We start from the raw sequence: 17,880 nt of genomic DNA, 5'->3' as shown, positions 1-17,880 counted from the left end.
CCGAATATTGACAAATTGTCAATTGGCTTTCCAAATCCGGATATGGTGTCGTTTCGCATGAAAGATCGTCTGGAGAGGTGGGGTGTTGTCGTGGCCGGCATGGTGCTTGCCATCCTGCCGCCAGTGCCGGCATTTGCGCATGCAACCGGCCAGAGTTTTGTCGCGCTGCTGCCGACCGGCCCCTACATGGCCGTTGGGGTGATCATTGTCGCTCTCAGCCTTCTGCTTCTCTGGTTCCTTCCTCACAGGTCGGTGTCACGTCTGCTGCCGAGTCGTGATCTGGGGCCGATTGCCGCGCCGCCGATCCTTCGCAACCTGTCCAGCTTTGCTTTTTTCCTGCTGCTGTGCTGGCTTCTGACACGCGGAATTTCGGGCACACGTGATCCGCTTGAAAACCCGCTTGTACTTGGCTTCTGGGTGGTATTCTGGATGGCCTCGCCGATGATCCAGGGATTTCTGTTTGACCTCTGGGGCTGGATGTCACCCTGGCGCTGGCTTGTCGGGCCGCTTGCCGCAGCGGTGCCACGTCCGCCACTGGTCCTGCCGGCGCGGCTTGGCGTCTGGCCGGCGGTGGTGCTGCTTCTGGGGTTCTCGATGTTCACGCTTGCCGATCCGGCGCCGGACGACCCGTCGCGGCTTGGCATGGCTGGCGGTGTCTATTGTGCGGTCACGATCATGGGTATGGCGCTGTGCGGGCCGGGACGGTGGCTTCGTCAGGTCGAGATATTTTCGGTGATCATGGCACAGTTCGGGCGCTTGGCCCCGTTGGCGCGGCGCGGCGGGCGGGTGCGGATCGGCTGGCCGGGATGGCAGCTTGCACATGGTGCGCGTGCAGCGCGCGGCATGCCTGTCTTTATTCTGGTGCTGCTTGGCACAGGATCATTTGACGGTTTCAATGAAACCTTTGTCTGGCTCGACCTGATCGGGATCAATCCGCTTGCCTTTCCCGGCAGGTCGGCTGTTGTGATGCCGGTGGTTGGTGGTCTTCTGTCGGCCAACCTCGTTCTGGTCAGCCTGTTTACGGCGCTCGTCCTGGCCGGCGACAGGCTGGTGGCCGGCCCCGGCCGGACCGGACATCTGCTGGCGGTGTTCGCGCCCACCATACTGCCCATCGCCTTTGCCTATCATGTGGCGCATTACCTGCCTTCACTCCTTGTTGACGGGCAATATGTCCTGGTGGCGTTGAACGATCCGCTCGGCACTGGCGGCAACTGGCTTGGATTTGACAGGTTTCACGTCACGACGGGCTTTTTCAACCATCGGGAATCGATGCGCCTGATCTGGCTGAGCCAGGCTGCCATTATCGTGTTCGGTCACGTGCTGGCGGTGATCCTCGCGCACGCGAATGCGGCCCAGGCCTATGGCGGGGTTCGCCGCGCCTTTACCGCGGGTCTGCCGCTGGCCCTGTTCATGATTCTCTACACATGGCTTGGCCTGTGGTTGCTGGCGGCGCCGAAGGGTGGATGAAATTTTATCTGGACAACTCGTTTGCGTGCCCACAATCTTCATCGTGGGACAACGAAACACAACCGGCATCCAAGCCGGGAGTCCACATATATTGCAAGGGAGGTAGCCATGACCAAATCAATTGAAAAACCTGCTGCCGACAATTCGGTGAAATCGCCGGATCGTCGTAAAGCTCTGAAGACGCTTGCCGCGACATCGGCACTCGCCGCCGCTGCCAGCAGCATGCCGCTGTTCGGTCGGTACGGACAGGTTCAGAGTTCCGAGCCGATCAAGATCGGCTTCCAGGTACACCGCACCGGCATCGGCGCCGCCTATGGCCGCTGGTATGACCGCACAACCAAGGCCGCGGTCGCCAAGATCAATGACGAAGGTGGCATCAATGGCCGTCCTGTCGAGATTGTTGCCGAGGATGATGGCACCGACCCCAAGCGTGGTGCCGAGGTGGTCGAGAAGATGGCCACACAGCATGGGTGTGATATCGCCTTTGGCACATTGTTCAGCCATGTCGTGATCGGTTCCGCACCGCGCGCCGGCGAGCTGAAAATCCCCTATTTCGTTGTGTCGGAAGGACATCATGTCGCCAGCGGCATGCTGAACCGCTATACGCTTCAGCCCGGCATTACCGACGTGAAAAGCCAGGTCCAGGCGATGGCGCCGTTCGTCACCAGCTCGCTTGGCAAGAAGGTCACCATGATCTATCCGGATTTCGCATTCGGGCATGATCATCGCGATTACTTCTCGGCCGCTGTCGAGGCGCAGGGTGGCGAGGTTGTCGCCAAGATCGCGATCCCGCCGACAGAGACGTCCTTCACCAAATATTTTCCGAAGATTCCGCGCAATACCGATGTGATCTATCACGTGATGGTTGGGCCCGCGGTTCTGACCTTCGTCAAGGAAATGGGTGAATTCTTCGGCAATTCGCGTCCCGAGATTTTCGGCTTCATCGACTCGCTCGAGGCGGTCGACCTTGCCAGCCCGGGTCTGGAATTCCTTGAAGGGACCTATTTCTGGGAAGGCAATCCGCGCTACGCACAGGCCAACCAGTCGGATTATGACAAGGCCTATCGCAAGGCGGTTGGTGTCGATGCCAATGGCGCGTCTGTATCCGATCCAAAGGATGTCGCGACCTACGCCCACATGTTCGGCTGCTGGGAGACGCTGCATATCGTCAAGGCCGGGATGGAGGCATCCGGTTATGCCGGTGCCGGTGACCGTGCCAAGCTGATCGAGGCTGTCGAGTCGATGACGTCGATGCCACATTCCTATGCGCATCCGCAGGGGGCCAAGGAATTCAACGGCAAGACGCACCAGACCTTTGGCCACCAGTACATCACGAAGGTCGAGAGTGGCAGGCTCAACCTCGCCCATACAACGTCGATCGAGGATACCTACTATCCTGACGAGGTGGACTACACCAAGCAGTCCTTCTGATCTTCGGGCGTGGCTGGCTGTGATGCCAGCCACGCCTGTTTCATTTATTCCGGTTTGTTGAGGGGGAGTGGCATTCGCCACAACTCATGGAACTTGGTCCTTATCTGATACTTGGCCTTCTAGAGGGGCTTGTCACAGCCGCCGTGCTGTCGCTGATGGCGCTTGGCCTGTCGCTGGTGTTCGGTGTGATGCGCGTGGTGAATGTGGCGCATGGCGAATTCTTCATGGTTGGCGCGGTGCTTGCCTGGATGATCGCCAGCGCCGTCGACGCGCATCCGGCCGTCAATTTCCTTGCCGCGCTGTTGCTGGCGCCGCCGGCAACGGCCTTGCTTGCCACCCTGGCCGACAGGCTGGTGCTGAAACGGGTCGGCTATGATCCCGAACGCACAATTGTTGCCACCATTGGCCTTCTCTACATCATCCAGCAGATTACGCTGATGACCTATGGCCCCGATGCCCGCCCGGTCGAGGCACCGTTCAATCACCGGCTGTCGATCCCGTTTGTCGAATGGACCGAAGGCGGCCTGTCGCTTTACTGGCCGTGGGGTCTTGGCACTACCAGCTACAAGCTTGCCGTGATTGGCGCGGCGATATTGCTGCTGGGGGCGATCTGGCTGCTGATGACCCGGACCCGTATCGGCCTTGTCATGCGGGCCACCCAGCTCGACAGTGAAACGGCAAAGGCCTTTGCGATTCCGGTTGACCGTGTCTACGCCGCCGTATTCGGGCTTGGCGCGGGGCTTGCGGCGCTGGCGGGCGTGCTGATCGTGCCCATCCAGCAGGCGCATTATCTGATGGGTCACGATCCGCTGCTGCTGTCCTTCATTGTCGTCATCATCGGGGGGCTTGGCAGTCTTCCCGGCACGGTTGTCGCGGCACTGCTGATCGGCATCAGTGATGGCATGATCTCGGTCTTCTTCACGCCGACGCTGGCAAAGATCATTGCCACGCTGGGGGTTGCCTTTGTGCTGATCTTCCGCCCGCAGGGTCTGTTCGGGAGGCCGGGTCTGTGAACATTATGCTTGCCAGTGACCTTCGCAAATCCTGGACGCTGCATATTGGCGTGATCATCCTCCTGTTCGCGCTGCAGTTTGTTCTGCCGGCCTATCACCACGGCAATCTGGCACGGGTGATGGTTCTTGCCTGTTATGCGATGGGATACAATATCCTGTTCGGCTATACGGGCCTTCTCAGCCTTGGTCATGCGCTATTCTTTGCCGCTGGCATGTACGGCATGTCGCTGACCATCCAGCATCTTGGCTGGGCCGCCGGTCCGGCATTGCTTGCCGGTCTTGCAGCAGGGTTCGCGGTATCGCTTGCGATCGGGCTGCTGGCGCTTCGAACTGCCGGGGTCGCCTTTATGATCGTCACCCTGATGTTCGCCCAGGCAGGCTATCTTGCGGCACTCTATTTTGGCGAATATACGCGGGGCGACGAGGGATTTGTAATCCAGCAAACGGTTCGTCAGCTTGCCGGTTTCAACCTTTCCGATCCCACCAATCGCTATTTCGCCGCGCTGATCCTGTTCGCGATCTGTGTTGTGATCTCGCTTCGGGTGGTGCAGGCCGGCTTTGGCAGGGTTCTTGTGGCGATCCGCGAGAATGAGGAACGAACGCGGATGCTTGGCTATGACATTCACCGTCACAAGCTGGCCGCGGTTGTGCTGTCGGGCACCATGTCCGCCGCCGCCGGGGCGGCATATGGCTTGCTGTTCGGGTATGCCGGCGCAACCTTTGCGTCGGTTCAATATTCGATCTTCCCGCTTTTGTGGGTGCTGCTTGGCGGCGCCGGGACAATCCTGGGCCCGTTTGTCGGCACCCTGTTCATGTTCTATCTGATCGATCTGTCGAGCGAGCTGACAACGGCCTATATGCTGATCGCCGGTTTTGCGCTGGTGCTGCTGACATTGTTTGCGCCGCAGGGGCTTGTCGGCGAGCTGCGCCGCCGTGCCTTGAGGTGGCTGCCATGACGCTGTTGTCCGCACGTGGCCTGAGTCGTAATTTCGGTGGCCTGAAGGCGGTCGACAATGTCGATTTCGACCTTCCTGCCGGCGAGGTGCGCGCCCTGATTGGTCCCAACGGGGCTGGCAAGACAACCTTTGTCGGCATGCTGTCTGGCCGGATCCCGGCAAGCGCAGGCACGGTCAGTTTTGCCGGTCAGGACATCACGTCGCTGCCGGCGCACCGGCGGATCCGGGCCGGCATGGCCTATACGTTCCAGATCACCTCGGTATTCAGCCGGCTGCCGGTTGCCGAGAATGTCGCGCTGGCGCTGCGCTGGCGGACCGGTGACGACACGGCCGCAACAAACAGGCAGGTAACCGAAGCGCTGGAGCGTGTCGGCATTGCCGACCGGGCCGACCAGCTTGCCGGCGATCTCAGCTATGGTCACCAGCGGTTGCTGGAGATCGCCATGGGGCTCAGCCAACAGCCACGGCTGTTGATTCTGGATGAGCCGACACAAGGTCTGGCTGACAGAGAGATCGCTGATTTTGTGGCGTTGATCAGGGGGCTTGCCGGCGATATGACGGTGCTGCTGATCGAGCATAACATCAATGTCGTCATGCAGACCGCCGACGCCATAACCGTACTCAATTTCGGGGCTGTTCTGGCCAATGGAACACCGTCCGAAATCAGAAACAACGCGGCGGTCCAGGCCGCCTATCTTGGGACAGGCTGATGCTGACTGTTGATAAACTGTCGTCCGGATATGGTGACATCAGGGTGCTTCATGATGTGTCCTTCACTGTGCAGGGCGGTGAAATCGTCTGCCTGCTGGGGCGTAACGGGGCTGGCAAGACAACCTGTCTGAAGACAATCATGGGCTTGTTGCCGGCCCGGTCCGGGGCCGTCACCTGTGACGGTGTCGAGGTGTCGCGTCTGCCGGCCAACGAGGTGCCGCGCCATGGCATCGGGTATATCCCGCAGGGGCGGCGGCTGTTTTCCGAACTGACCGTTGCCGAAAATCTGGAAATCGGCCTGATGGTGCGTGGCAAGGGTCGCGAGACGCGTGACCGGGTGCTTGAGATGTTTCCGCGTCTGGCCGAAAGGCTGAACCAGCGTGCCGATACGCTGTCCGGGGGGGAACAGCAGATGCTCGCCACCGGACGGGCGTTGTGCATCGAACCGTCGGTGCTGCTGCTGGACGAGCCGACCGAAGGCCTGCAACCCTCGATGATCGAGCAGATCAGGCAGGCGGTAACCGCATTGCGCGACCGGGGGGTGGCGATCCTGCTGGTCGAACAGCGGGTTGATGCCGTGCTGTCAATCGCCAACAGGGTCGTGTTTCTGGAAAATGGCCGCAGTCATCCGGCCATTGATGCCGGTGATCTGAAGTCCAGTCCGGATCTTCTGCATCGCTTTATCGGGGTGTAAGGCGCTAGCCACATACCAGTCAGACAGACAGTCGCCTGCAGGTCAGATAAGCCGTTCAAGAAGCTTGACCAGCTGGTCGCGTTCCTGACCGTCGAGCGGTGCCAGTGTCTGGCGCGTGACCTCTGCCGCCCTGCCGACAAGTTCGGCATAGAGTGTCCGGCCTTCATCGGTTGGCGTCAGCAGCAAACGCCTGCGGTCGCCGACAAGCGGCGCGGCCTGAACAAGGCCGCGTGCGCGCAATCTGTCGACCACGCCCTTGATCGTGGCCACGTCCATCGAGGTCAGGCGACCCAGCTCATTCTGCGATGTCTGGCCAAGCTCGCACAATTTTGCCAGGGCGGCGAATTGCGTCGGTGTCATGTCCGGGATCAGCGACGAGAAAATGGCAATGTGGCGCTGCATTGCGCGCCGCATCATAAAGCCGACCTGTCGCTCCAGAAGATATGTGTCCCGCGCTGTCATCAGAGGCCCTCCAGCCATGCGACCACATGGCATCCCTGTCATCTCTTTGTCAGTTGACACTACATTTGTGCCCATGCACAGTCTATTGGTACACAAACGAAATTGACAATGAATTCAACCGCGAACCCATGACGTATCTGCGGCCTCATCTTCTCGAAGACGCATTGCAATGGCTGGCGACCGAGCGGCCGCTGGTTATGGCCGGCTGCACCGATATCTATCCGACAACGCAGGCGCCGTCACTGTCCGGCCCGCTTCTCGACATCACCGCTCTGGATGATCTTCGTGGCATTACGCGCACGGATGGCTGGCGTCGTTTTGGTGCGGCGACGACCTGGGATGATGTTCTGCAGGCCGAGCTTCCGGCCTCCTACCGCATGTTGAAACAGGCTGCGCGTGAAATCGGTGCGGTACAGATTCAGGTCAGTGGCACCATCGGCGGGAACCTGTGTACGGCGTCGCCGGCGGCCGACAGCGTGCCCTGTCTGATGGCGCTTGATGCCGAGGTCGAGCTTGCGTCGGTCTCCGGCAGCCGCCGCCTGCCACTTTCTGAATTTTTGACCGGACCGCGCCGGACGGCGTTGCGGCCTGATGAACTTCTTGTCGCGATCCATGTGCCGTCGCATGCCGAGACCGGCCTGTCGGGCTTTGCCAAGCTTGGCGCGCGGCGCTATCTGGTGATTTCCATTGCCATGGTTGCCGCGAGATTGACGTTTGAAGACGGGCGCATCACCGATGCCGCGCTGTCGGTTGGGGCCTGCGCGCCGGTGGCACAGCGGCATGACAGGCTGGAATCCCTTCTTGTCGGGTGCCGGCCTGCCGAGATCGACCAGCTTGCCAGCCAGGCCATGCAGATGATTTCCGATGCACTGGCACCGATTGATGATGTGCGCGCATCGGCTGGCTATCGGCGGCAGGCGGCCGCCGAGATTGCCTGGCGGACCATTGGATCACTTTGTGCGGAGGCGGCGTGATGGACGGCATCACGGATACGGGGATCGATCTTGGTCTGACGGTGAATGGCGAAGCAAAGCGGGTCCGCTGCCAGCCATCGATGCGGCTCAGTGATCTGCTTCGTGAACAGGTTGGGCTGCGTGGCACAAAGGTCGGATGCAACGCAGGCGATTGCGGTGCCTGTACGGTTCTTCTTGATGGCCGACCTGTCTGTGCCTGTCTTGTTCCGGCCGGACAGGCAGAGGGACGGCATGTGGAAACCGCGGAATCGCTGGCCGACGCCGATAATGGGCTGTCGGGCCTGCAGCAGTCATTCCTGCGGCATGGCGCGGCGCAATGCGGCATCTGCACGCCTGGCATGATGATGGCAGCGACAGCCTTGCTTCGTGAAACCCCGTCGCCGGACCGGCAGCAGGTCGAAAACGCCATTGGTGGTGTCCTGTGTCGCTGTACCGGCTATGCCAAGATTGTCGATGCCATTATGGATGCCGGCGCTGTGGGATCGGCTGGACCGACACCCGGTGCCGGGTCGGCTGTCGGTGCCGCGGTGCAGCGCCTTGATGGCCATGCCAAGGTGAATGCCACCGAGATCTTCGGGGCCGACTTCTGGCCGCAGGATGCGCTTCTGGTGCGGGCCATCCGGGCACCGCATTTCTTTGCCGATTTCAGCTTTGGCGATCTGGCGCAGTGGCAACAGGACCGGCCCTTTGTTGCCGCCATCGTGACGGCGGCAGATATTCGCGGCGTCAATGCCTATGGCGTCATTCCCCCCTTTGCCGACCAGCCCGCCCTGGCCGAGGCGACCACAAGATTCCGGGGCGAGGCTGTGGCGCTGGTCATTGGTGATGCGGATGAACTTGCCGGGGCCGATCTGGCTGATTTTCCGGTCAGGTGGCAGGAACGCGATCCGGCACTGACGGTGGCCGAGGCAAGCCGGCCCGGCATGGCACGGCTTCATGAAACGCGCGCCGACAACCTGCTGATCAGTGGCAGGGTGAAGAGTGGCGACGGGGCAGACGGGCTTGCCGGCGGCGAGGCGCAGGTCAGCGCCGCCATCGAAACAGCCTATGTTGAGCATGCCCCGATCGAGCCCGAGGCCGGATGTGCCTGGATGGAAGGTGATGTCCTTGTCATTTCGGCCTGCACACAGGCACCGGTGATGGACCAGGAGGACACATCAAAGGTGCTTGGACTGCCGATCGAGAAGGTGCGGATCATTCCGGCGGCTGCCGGGGGCGGGTTTGGCACCAAGCTCGATGTTTCCTTGCAGCCGCTTCTTGGGCTTGCCGTGCTGAAGACGGGCCGCCCCTGCCGTATGGTCTATTCGCGTCATGAATCGATGATTTCGACCACCAAGCGGCATCCTGCCGCGATGCGTGGACAGCTTGCCGCGACCCGCGATGGTCGTCTTGTCGGCATGGTGTTCGAGGGCGACTTCAACACCGGTGCCTATGCCAGCTGGGGGCCGACCGTGGCGACGCGCGTGCCGATCCACGCATCAGGCCCCTACAATGTTCCGCATTACCTTGCCGAGGCGCATGCCATTCATACCAACGGGCCGACAGCCGGTGCCTTTCGCGGATTTGGGGTGCCGCAGGCGACCATCCTTCAGGAAGTGCTGATGGACAGGCTGGCACGCAAGCTGGATATCGACAGGCTGGCCTTCCGGCGGCTGAATGCGCTTGGCGATGGGGACCGCACTGTCTGTGGCCAGCAGGTGTTCGGCGTCGGCATTGCCGAATGTCTCGATGCGCTGGCGCCGGCCTGGCAGGCGGCACAGGCGCGGGCAGACGCGTTCAATGCCGATGGTGGCAGCCGTCGCCGCGGCGTCGGCGTTGCCTCGTGCTGGTATGGCTGCGGCAACACGGCGCTGCCAAATCCATCGACGATCCGGCTTGGAATTACCGCTGAAGGCAGGTTGCGGCTGCATCAGGGGGCAACCGATATTGGCCAGGGATCGAATACGGTCATCACCCAGATCTGTGCCGATGCGCTCGGCATGCCGCTTGCCGATTTTGAACTGGTGGGGCCGGACACGGCGATCACACCCGACTGTGGCAAGACATCGGCTTCGCGACAGACCTTCATCACCGGCAAGGCGGCAGAACTTGCCGGTCGCCAGCTTCGCGCCGATATCCTGCGTCACAGCAATATGGACGATGACTGCGAGATCCGTCTGGATGGTGCCGCTATCGTTATCACGGGGGCGGCGGACCGGCAGAGGATCGATCTGACAACCCTGCCGGTTGATCAATTCGGCTATGTGCTGCGCGCCGAGGAAACCTACGACCCGCCAACGGTGCCGCTTGATGCCGATGGCCAGGGCGAACCCTATGCCGTCTATGGCTATGGTGCGCAGGTGGTCGAACTGGAAGTCGATCTTGCGCTTGGTACGGTCAGCGTGAAGCATATCACCGCGGCGCATGATCTTGGCCGGGTGATCAACCCGTTGCTGGCCACCGGCCAGATCGAAGGTGGCATCGCCCAGGGGCTTGGTATGGCGCTGATGGAGGAATATATCCCGGGGCGCACCGAAAATCTGCATGACTATCTGATCCCGTCATGTGGCGACATGCCAACCATCGAGACCATTTTCATCGAAAAGCCCGATCCGGTAGGCCCGATGGGGGCAAAGGGACTTGGTGAACATGTGCTGATCCCGACCGCGCCGGCCATACTGAACGCAATTCACGACGCCACCGGTGCCTGGATCGATCAGCTGCCAGCCCTGCCGCATCGTGTTCTGGCGGCCATCCAGTCAACCAGAGGGATGTGATGATGGCCAAGGATACGAGCGAGAAAATCCGCTGCGATGCCTGCCCGGTGATGTGCTACATCGCCGATGGCAACAGCGGTGCCTGTGACCGTTATGCAAATCAGGACGGCCAGATTGTGCGTCTCGACCCGTTGACCATCTTTGACCGGCGGCTGGCGGCAGGCGATACCGTGAAACCCTTTCTTGGCGCTGGTTGGGATGGCGGGCTGGGATCTGAATCGGATCTGTTCGTGACCGCGATCGGTGCCGGCACGACCTATCCCGACTACAAGCCGGCGCCCTTTGTTGTCAGCCGCGATATCGATGGTGTTGATTTTGTTACCGTGGTGACCGAGGCCATTTTCTCCTATTGCGGGGTGAAGGTGAAGATCGACACCGACCGTCACCTTGGGCGTGAAGGCGCTGTGGTCAGGTGTGACGGCGAGGCTGTCGGGCTTGTCATAACGTCCGAATATGGCTCGCAGATGCTGTCGCTTGGTGGTGTTGACCACCTGACCGGCGGCTCAAAGAAAGAAGGCCGTGTCACCTGTGACACGCTGATGAAGCTGTGCAACAAACAGGCTGTCGAACTGACCATCGACGATGGGGCGACAGTGATGGTGCAGGCTGGCAAACCGCCCATTGTCGACGGTATCGTCGAGAGCCGCATGCGGGTCGGGTGCGGGTCCGCCACCATCGGCATGTTTGCCTCGCAATGGCAGGGGCTGGTCGACGAGGTGGTGGTTGTCGATGACCATATCACCGGCGTGGTATCGGAACATCAGGCCGGAAAGGTTATCGACTGGCAGGAAACAGGCATCAGAATCAAGGGCCGCCGGTCGACCCCGGGACGGTATTTCCAGGTTGCTGAACCGGGTCTTGGCTGGGGCGGCACCGATATCGAGGACCCGCTGACAATTCTTGGCGACTGGGATGCAAAGAAAGGCGCGCGCCCCGGCCTGACGCTTTTGATGGTGTCGACAACGGGCGAGCAATTCGCCTATTTCGTTCTTGATGATGATCTTGTTCCGCAGCCGGCACCACTTCCCGATACGCTTCGCCCGACGGTTGATCTGATCACTGAAAATTGTGAACCGGCCCTGTGTACGGTGCTGTTCATGGGTGGGGCCGGCGGTTCGCTTCGTGCCGGCGCGACAAAGAATCCGGTCAAACTGACCCGGTCGGTGCAGCGCCGTCACACCACGGTATCCTGTGGCGGGGTCGAGGCGTTTGTCTGGCCCGGTGGCGGAATCACCATCATGGTCGATGTGCTGAAACTTCCCGACAATGCCTTTGGCTATGTGCCGACACCGGCGCTTGTCGCGCCGCTGGAATTCACCGTTCGGCATGATGACTATGTCGAACTTGGCGGCCATGACGATGCCGTGCGAAGCATTGCCGATGCCATCGAACAGGGAAGCGAATATGGTGCCAATGCGCGAGTGCTTGGGCCCGGTGCCGATACATTGCTGACCGGTCATGACGGCGAATCCTGACACCGATAAGTGCGCTCGCCCATCGGCGATGGCGGGATTTCAGGCGGCCCTGATCGGCACGCGCCAGCGTCTCCATATCCAGCATGGACCGATTGATCTGGTGATCGACGCGGATGGCCCGGAACGGCGTGCCCTCTTCGAGCGCGCCGTGACAGCGGCCATGCCGGTCCTGTCGGCTCTTGTCGACGAGTTGGACATGCTTCGTGCGCCCTATCGGGCCGGGTACCGGTTCGAAGGTCCGGTGGCGCGCCGCATGCAGGCGGTCTGCGCTGTGGCGGGAGACAGGTTTGTCACACCGATGATTGCGGTGGCGGGATCGGTTGCCGATCATGTGCTGGCGGCGATGCGGGATGATGATGCGGCGCGATCATGCCGCCGGATCAGTGTGAACAATGGCGGCGATATTGCCTTCTGGACCGCGCCCGGTGCCACAACGCGCGCCCAGATTGCCGGTCTGCCGGCCGGCATGCTGACACTTGCCGGGCCAACCCGCTGGCAGGGAATTGCCACCTCTGGATGGGGTGGGCGCAGCCATTCACGCGGTATTGCCGACAGTGTGACCGTACTTGCCGACAGTGCCGCTCTGGCCGATATCGCGGCGACGCTGATTGCAAATGATGTCGATCTGCCGAACCATCCGATGATCACCCGGCAATCTGCGCATGAACTGGACCCGGCAAGCGACCTTGCCGCCATGATGGTGACAACCGGCGTGCCGGTGCTGGATGATGACGAGATTGACGCCGCGCTCGCCGCCGGGCGCGCCACCGCCAGTCGTTTGATGCAGCAGGACGGCATTGCAGGCGCGGTGCTGGTGCTGCAGGGCCGGATCGAAATTGTCGGTCTTGCTGCCGGGATGCTGGCGGAACAGCCATCTCCCAACAGGTGGGATGACCGCAGGACAGATGCCATCAGGGAGAACTGCCATGCCTGACTTTACGCTTCGCAAGACGATGAGTTTTGTTGAAACAATTCATCATGAAAACGGGCCGCCGCCGGAAACACCGCGCCGCCGCGCCGCCATTGTTGCCGTCGTGGCGAACCCCTTTGCCGGCAAATGGCAGGAAGATCTGCAATCGGCGATGGATGATCTGAAACCGCTTGGTCTGGCGATGACGGATGAGCTGATTGATCTTCTTGGCGGTGTCGAAGGCATCGACGGCTATGGCAAGGCGGCGCTGGCCGGCGAGGGCGGCGAGCTGGAACATACCGCCCTGTGGCATGTTCCGGGCGGCTATTCGATGCGCGAACGTCTTGGCGAGGCCAAGGCGATCGTGCCGTCGGCGATGAAGGTAGGCGGCCCCGGCACGCCGATCGATATTCCGCTGGGCCACATCAACGCGGCCTATGTGCGAAGCCATTTCGACGCTATGGAAGTGCGGCTTGCCGATGCGCCGCGTGCCGGCGAGATCATGTTTGCGCTTGCCATGTCGCGTGGTCCACGGATCCATAACCGCATGGGCGGGCTGACAGTCGATGAGGTCACCGGAAAGGACGGGCTGCGCTAGACAGCCGGGGCGCTCCGGTGGGTCGGGATATTGCGCCATGCGAGGCGGCATTCTAAACTTCAGACATGAACCAGTGTGACGGGAGGTAAGCCGAGATGAAGGCGCTTGTGGTAATTGATCCGCAGATTGATTTCTGCCCCGGCGGGGCTCTCGCCGTGAGCGATGGTGACAGCATCATGCAGCCCATCAACGAGATGATGGGGGCGTTCGATCTTGTCATCCTGACCCAGGACTGGCACCCCGAAGGACATTCCAGCTTTGCCTCGTCGCATGAGGGCGCGGCACCCTTCACCCTGACAGACATGCCCTATGGGCCACAGGTTCTGTGGCCGGATCATTGTATTCAGGGACGTCAGGGCGCGGAATTTCATCCGGCGCTGGACACGGTGCGTGCGGACGCGGTGATCCGCAAGGGGACCAACCCGGCGGTCGATTCCTATTCCGCCTTCTTTGAGAATGACAAGGCAACGGCGACCGGACTTGCCGGGTTGCTTCGTGACCGTGGTTGTCAGGATCTGACGATGGTCGGGCTTGCCACGGATTACTGTGTTGCGTGGTCGGCGCTGGATGGCGTGGCGAACGGGTTTCGGGTCGAGGTCAGGTTGCCGGCCTGCCGTGCGATCGATCTTGACGGCTCGCTGGACAGGGCACTTGCCGATATGCGGCAGGCAGGGGTGACGCTGGTGGCGTGATGCCGGTGTCATCGCACCGGGGGGAGGAAAGCATGGGCAAAGCGGTGACATCTGACGGGCCGGATAATGCCGGTGATGCGCGCTCGCCACTGGCCAGCCTGGTTGTGACCTTTATTTCAGGGGCGTTGATTGGTGCCGGCCTGTATTGGGCGGCTGGCGATCTGCGGTCTGTGCCGTCACAGGGTGGCGGCACGAAACCGACCGGCATGATAAAGGGTGACATGACAATGGCCGGCAAGCCGCATGGACACGGCATGCTGGCCGTCGATGACTGGGCGACGCCGCCAAGCGTATCGGCTGACATCTTCAAGGATCCCGAAAGCGGCTGGAATCTGCATGTCATCACGACCGGTTTCACCTTCAATGCGGCGGCTGCCGGCCGTGACAATGTCGAGGGCGAGGGGCATGCCCATATCTATGTGGATGGCAAGAAGCTTGGCCGCCTCTATGGTGACTGGTACCACATCAGCGGCCTGTCGGCCGGCCAGCATGTAGTCAAGGTATCTTTGAACGCGAATGATCACAGCGCGCTGCACCGCGATGGCGAGGAACTTGCCGCACAGGTGACGATCACCGTCGAATAGCGGTTCCGGCATCCCCAAAAAGATGGGCCGCCCACAAATGTGGACGGCCCTCCTTTGCTGCCGGACGGAGGCCCCGGCAACGCGGTGATGCTCGGATTACAGCGCCTTGTCCGTGATCATATGTGTCCAGGCACCTGACGGCTTCTTGGTGATCACCGGATCAGATCCGCCCTTCATCAGCGTTGCGACCGTGCGCTCGTAATCGGCAGGGTCCAGCGCGCCGTTCGACCCGGCGGTCAGCTTGGCGATTTCACGCATCATCCGGCGCTGGTGCTTTTCTGTCTGGGCGCCGGTGGCGTCATTCTCCAGCACAATATCGGCAGCGGCATCCGGGTTTGACTCAGCCCATTTCCAGCCCTTCATCGAGGCCCGCACAAAGCGGACCATCTGGTCCTGGAAGGCGGCATCCTTGAGCCGGTCACCAAGAACGTAGAGACCGTCCTCAAGTGTGGCCACGCCCTGGTCCTGATATTTGAAGACGACCAGTTCATCGGCGGTCAGGCCGGCGTCAATCACCTGCCAGTATTCGTTGTAGGTCATTGTGGACACACATTCGGCCTGCTTCTGCAGGATCGGGTCGACATTGAAGCCCTGCTTGAGGACGTTGACACCACTGCTGCTGCCATCGGTCGGAATGTTCAGCTGGCTCATCCAAGACAGGAACGGATATTCGTTGCCATAGAACCAGACGCCAAGTGTCTTGCCGCGGAAATCGGCCGGCGCGGTGATGCCTGAATCCTTGCGGCAGGTCAGCATCATGCCAGAGGATTTGAAGGGTTGTGCGATGTTCACAAGGTCCACACCCTTTTCGCGTGAGGCCAGAGCCGATGGCATCCAGTCAATCACCACATCAGCGCCGCCACCGGCGATCACCTGTACCGGTGAGACATCGGGCCCGCCCGGCTTGATGGTGACATCAAGGCCTTCTTCGGCGTAAAAGCCCTGGTCAGCGGCCACAAAATATCCGGCGAACTGGGCCTGGGTGACCCATTTCAACTGCAAGGTCAGCTTGTCTGCCGCGCTTGCCGCCGTGCCCATGGCAACGGTTGCGGCAAGTGCCAGCAGGGTTGTCAGAGTTTTTTTCATGTCATGCTCCCTAGGTTGTGTTTTTCGGTTATGAGGTCTTCCGGCGGTTCGACGGGTGCCAGAAGGTAACCTGCCGTTCCAGCAGGCTGAGAAGGCCGTAGCTGATTGATCCGGCAAGGGCGGCGACAACAATTTCCGCCCATACCATATCAACATTCATCCGACCGACTTCGGTCGAGATACGAAAGCCAAGGCCAACAATCGGGGTGCCAAAGAATTCGGCGACGATGGCGCCGATCAGCGCCAGCGTGGAATTGATCTTCAGCGCATTGAAGATGAACGGCGCTGCGGTCGGCAGTCGCAGTTTGATCAGCAGCTGAAAATAGGAAGAGGCGTAGGTTCGCAGCAGGTCACGCTCCATCGCCTGTGTCGCCTGCAATCCGGCGACGGTGTTCACCAGCATCGGGAAAAAGGTCATCACCACAACCACAGCCGCTTTCGACTGCCAGTCGAAGCCGAACCACATCACCATGATCGGCGCGATGCCGACAATCGGCAGCGCCGAGACGAAGTTGCCGACCGGCAGCAGGCCGCGTTGCAGGAAGGGAATGCGATCAATCAGAATGGCGACGATAAAGGCGCTGCCACAGCCCAGAATATAGCCGCTCAGCGCCGCCTTGATGACGGTCTGCTGGAAATCAGCCCAGAGGATGGATGTGGATTCGGCAAAGCGAAGCGCGATCATCGATGGCGGCGGCAGCAGGACGGTCGGTATCTTCAGCCCGATTGTGACCGCTTCCCATACAAAGATGATCCAGGCACCAAAGAAGACCGGCACTGCCAGCGACACTGCGGCGGACAGACCCTTGGGAAGGTTGCGCGCCGCCATTGTCTTTTCCACCGCCAGCCAGCCGAAAAGCCAGCAGGCAATCAGCAGCGGCCAGCTTGCCGTCGGCATGTCGCCGTCAAGAATGGACAGGATCATCACCATGCCGACAAGGCTCGCAATCAGATCGAACCGCGCCTGCGGCAGCAGGCCGAAGCGATGCCGCAAGCCGAGAATGACGAGACAGGCACTGAATGCCGCCAGTGCCATCCCGGTCTGGCCAAACATGGCAAGGGCGGTGATCAGCGCCATCGCCGCGGCAAGGCTGCCAAGCGTGGCAATGGCGCGCTGGAACCCGGTCATGCCCGAAGCCCCATCCGGCGAAGCGCGATATGGCTGATCACCCCGACGACGCCAACAAGAAGCGCCGCCATACAGGCCGCCGCGATCAGCGCCGACCAGATCTGGATTGTCTGACCGTAATAGGAACCGGCAAGAAGCCGTGCGCCAAGCCCGGCGACGGCACCGGTCGGCAATTCACCGACAATCGCACCGACAAGACTGATTGCGACAGCAACCTTCATCGAGGCAAACAGGAATGGTACCGAGGCGGGAAGGCGCAGCTTCCAGAATGTCTGAAGGCGGGATGCCTTGTAGGTGCGCATCAGGTCCATCAGCATCGGGTCGGGGCTGCGCAGTCCCTTGACCATGCCCACGACGACGGGAAAGAAGCTCAGATAGGTGGAAATCATCGCCTTTGGCACCAGGCCCGACAAGCCGACAGCGTTCAACACCACGATGATCATCGGCGCAATGGCCAGGATCGGGATTGTCTGGCTGGTGATGATCCACGGCATCAGCGACTTGTCCATCGCCCTGTTTTCGACAATCGACACCGCCAGCCCGATACCGAGGACGGTGCCCATGGCAAAGCCGAGCAGGGTCGATGACAGGGTGATGCTGCCGTGATAGATCAGCGACCGCTTCGAGGTGATTTTCTTTTTGACTGTGGTATTCCAGATTTCCGTGACGATCTGGTGTGGTGCCGGCAGCACCGGACGATCCTGCGCCATCGTATCGCGCACAAGATCGCGCATCTGCCATTCGGTTCCGGCCTTCTCGTAGCGCTCAATTTGCCAGGGCGCATTCAGATGCACGGTAAAGCCGTACCAGATCACCATGATCGCCGCGACGACGACGACAATCGGCGCTGCCCTGCTGACCGTGCCTGTCATCGTGCCCGTCACCTTTTTGGCCCCTTCACATCCGTGCCGCCGGTCCGGTCATGCTCTGTTCGCAACCCGG

Annotated in this window: 17 protein-coding genes; 13 read left to right on the top strand and 4 right to left on the bottom strand. The window is 61.0% G+C overall.

The features are described from left to right. Positions 1-57 precede the first annotated feature (57 nt). From AB3X55_05115 to AB3X55_05090, 6 genes are all read left to right on the top strand, one after another. Positions 58-1,467: a hypothetical protein gene (locus tag AB3X55_05115; protein MEX0502957.1), complete on the top strand. Its 1,410-nt coding sequence runs from the start codon at positions 58-60 to the stop codon at positions 1,465-1,467. 108 nt (positions 1,468-1,575) lie between these two features. After that, the gene (locus AB3X55_05110; GenBank protein MEX0502956.1) at positions 1,576-2,898 is read left to right on the top strand and encodes an ABC transporter substrate-binding protein; all 1,323 of its coding nucleotides are present in this window, start codon (positions 1,576-1,578) and stop codon (positions 2,896-2,898) included. Between the two features lie 86 nt (positions 2,899-2,984). Next, the gene (locus AB3X55_05105) at positions 2,985-3,911 is read left to right on the top strand and encodes a branched-chain amino acid ABC transporter permease (GenBank protein ID MEX0502955.1); all 927 of its coding nucleotides are present in this window, start codon (positions 2,985-2,987) and stop codon (positions 3,909-3,911) included. A gap of 5 nt (positions 3,912-3,916) precedes the next feature. Then, on the top strand, positions 3,917-4,867 hold the full coding sequence (locus AB3X55_05100; GenBank protein MEX0502954.1) for a branched-chain amino acid ABC transporter permease: 951 nt from the start codon (positions 3,917-3,919) through the stop codon (positions 4,865-4,867). Continuing rightward, a complete protein-coding gene (locus AB3X55_05095) occupies positions 4,864-5,577 on the top strand; it encodes an ABC transporter ATP-binding protein (protein ID MEX0502953.1) in 714 nt (237 codons plus the stop codon). Before AB3X55_05100 ends, AB3X55_05095 begins: the two co-directional genes overlap by 4 nt. After that, complete coding sequence (locus tag AB3X55_05090) at positions 5,577-6,272, top strand: ABC transporter ATP-binding protein (GenBank protein ID MEX0502952.1); 696 nt, start codon at positions 5,577-5,579, stop codon at positions 6,270-6,272. The genes AB3X55_05095 and AB3X55_05090 overlap by 1 nt, the downstream gene beginning before the upstream one ends. A 42-nt stretch (positions 6,273-6,314) precedes the next feature. On the opposite strand, the gene AB3X55_05085 is transcribed toward AB3X55_05090, so the two are convergent. Then, positions 6,315-6,734, bottom strand: coding sequence for a MarR family winged helix-turn-helix transcriptional regulator (locus AB3X55_05085; protein ID MEX0502951.1), 420 nt, complete (start codon positions 6,732-6,734; stop codon positions 6,315-6,317). Between the two features lie 128 nt (positions 6,735-6,862). On the opposite strand from AB3X55_05085, the gene AB3X55_05080 reads away from it, so the two are divergent. The 7 genes from AB3X55_05080 to AB3X55_05050 all read left to right on the top strand — a co-directional run bounded on the left by AB3X55_05080 (position 6,863) and on the right by AB3X55_05050 (position 14,723). Then, positions 6,863-7,708, top strand: a complete 846-nt coding sequence (locus AB3X55_05080) for a xanthine dehydrogenase family protein subunit M (protein MEX0502950.1) — start codon at positions 6,863-6,865, stop codon at positions 7,706-7,708. Then, positions 7,708-10,464 carry a molybdopterin-dependent oxidoreductase gene (locus AB3X55_05075; protein ID MEX0502949.1) on the top strand — a complete coding sequence of 919 codons (2,757 nt, stop codon included), beginning with the start codon at positions 7,708-7,710 and terminating at the stop codon, positions 10,462-10,464. The genes AB3X55_05080 and AB3X55_05075 overlap by 1 nt, the downstream gene beginning before the upstream one ends. A 2-nt stretch (positions 10,465-10,466) precedes the next feature. After that, the gene (locus AB3X55_05070) at positions 10,467-11,939 is read left to right on the top strand and encodes a 6-hydroxynicotinate reductase (protein MEX0502948.1); all 1,473 of its coding nucleotides are present in this window, start codon (positions 10,467-10,469) and stop codon (positions 11,937-11,939) included. 28 nt (positions 11,940-11,967) lie between these two features. Then, a complete protein-coding gene (locus tag AB3X55_05065) occupies positions 11,968-12,873 on the top strand; it encodes a UPF0280 family protein (protein ID MEX0502947.1) in 906 nt (301 codons plus the stop codon). Further along, a complete protein-coding gene (locus AB3X55_05060; GenBank protein MEX0502946.1) occupies positions 12,866-13,447 on the top strand; it encodes an amino acid synthesis family protein in 582 nt (193 codons plus the stop codon). Before AB3X55_05065 ends, AB3X55_05060 begins: the two co-directional genes overlap by 8 nt. A 95-nt stretch (positions 13,448-13,542) precedes the next feature. Next, positions 13,543-14,139 carry a bifunctional nicotinamidase/pyrazinamidase gene (gene pncA / locus AB3X55_05055; protein ID MEX0502945.1) on the top strand — a complete coding sequence of 199 codons (597 nt, stop codon included), beginning with the start codon at positions 13,543-13,545 and terminating at the stop codon, positions 14,137-14,139. Between the two features lie 32 nt (positions 14,140-14,171). Continuing rightward, positions 14,172-14,723 carry a hypothetical protein gene (locus tag AB3X55_05050; protein MEX0502944.1) on the top strand — a complete coding sequence of 184 codons (552 nt, stop codon included), beginning with the start codon at positions 14,172-14,174 and terminating at the stop codon, positions 14,721-14,723. Between the two features lie 96 nt (positions 14,724-14,819). Here the strand turns inward: AB3X55_05050 and AB3X55_05045 are convergent, their stop codons facing one another. From AB3X55_05045 to AB3X55_05035, 3 genes are read right to left on the bottom strand one after another with little or no spacing between them, the layout of a single operon-like run. Further along, positions 14,820-15,809: an ABC transporter substrate-binding protein gene (locus tag AB3X55_05045; protein MEX0502943.1), complete on the bottom strand. Its 990-nt coding sequence runs from the start codon at positions 15,807-15,809 to the stop codon at positions 14,820-14,822. Between the two features lie 28 nt (positions 15,810-15,837). Beyond that, positions 15,838-16,938 (bottom strand): ABC transporter permease, encoded by a 1,101-nt coding sequence (locus tag AB3X55_05040; GenBank protein ID MEX0502942.1) that lies wholly within the window; start codon positions 16,936-16,938, stop codon positions 15,838-15,840. Then, positions 16,935-17,810: an ABC transporter permease gene (locus tag AB3X55_05035; GenBank protein ID MEX0502941.1), complete on the bottom strand. Its 876-nt coding sequence runs from the start codon at positions 17,808-17,810 to the stop codon at positions 16,935-16,937. The genes AB3X55_05040 and AB3X55_05035 overlap by 4 nt, the downstream gene beginning before the upstream one ends. Positions 17,811-17,880: the final 70 nt, after the last annotated feature.

This window comes from Alphaproteobacteria bacterium LSUCC0719, assembly GCA_040839025.1.
Classification (GTDB): Bacteria; Pseudomonadota; Alphaproteobacteria; order Puniceispirillales; family Puniceispirillaceae; genus UBA8309.
This window is presented reverse-complemented; position numbering and strand designations above follow the sequence as displayed.